General features: G+C 31.6%; 1 protein-coding gene. It reads right to left on the reverse strand.

Going from position 1 to position 968, the window contains the following annotated elements; all coding sequences use genetic code 11:
* On the reverse strand, positions 1–968 hold a 968-nt coding region (locus tag GXK56_RS27495; protein WP_160693486.1), incomplete at both ends, for an IS256 family transposase.

Genomic DNA, 968 nt, shown 5'->3' on the forward strand with positions numbered 1-968 from the left:
GTATATATTATTCTTCGTATATTATCTGGGAATGCAAAGAATGTACTTAAATTATCCCAATTATCTTCCCAGCTCTTAACTGCATTAGGATATTTACTAGACCATTTTTCTTTTAGTGATAGTAGATTTTCCATTGCAACTTCTTCGTTAATAGCCTTATAGATTCCTTTTAAATCAGCTACAAAAGCTTTCCTATCTTTATACGGAATGTATTTCATACTAGATCTAATTTGATGTATTATACACCTTTGTATCTTAGCAAATGGAAATGTAGCTCCGATAGCTTCTTTGAAGCCGTTAAGCCCGTCAACGCAGAATATAAGAACATTTTGAACTCCTCTATTTTTAAGATCATTTAGTACAGATAACCAAAACTTACTACTCTCATTAGCTCCTATCCATATTCCTAAAACTTCTTTTTCTCCATCTAGATTAACACCTATTACAACATAAGCAGCTTTAACTATAATTTGTTTATCTTCTCTTACTTTATAATGTATAGCATCCATAAAGATAAATGAATAAGCCTTTTCTAATGGTCTGTTTTGCCATTCTGAAACTAGTGGTAATATTCTATTTGTTATATTCGAGACAGTTTCAGCACTTACATCAACTCCATATAACTCTTTAATTTGTTCAGATATATCTCTGGTTGTCATTCCTGTTGCATAAAGACCTAAAATCTTATCTTCAATTCCATTGATCGACCTATGATGTTTAGGAACTATTTTAGGTTCAAATTCACCATTTCTATCTCTTGGTATATCGACCTGTACAGGTCCGAGTTCTGTCTTAATAGTCTTCTTTGAATATCCATTACGGCTATTATCATTAGTTTTCTCAATAGTATCATATTTTCCGTAACCTAATGCTTCATCCATTTCAGCTTCTAAAGCTTCTTGTAAAACATCTCTAAACATATCTTTTAAGCCAGCTAGTATGTCATTAGCACTAGTAAAATTTTGCTC

Source organism: Clostridium sp. C2-6-12, from assembly GCF_009928485.1.
Taxonomy (GTDB): Bacteria; Bacillota; Clostridia; order Clostridiales; family Clostridiaceae; genus Clostridium.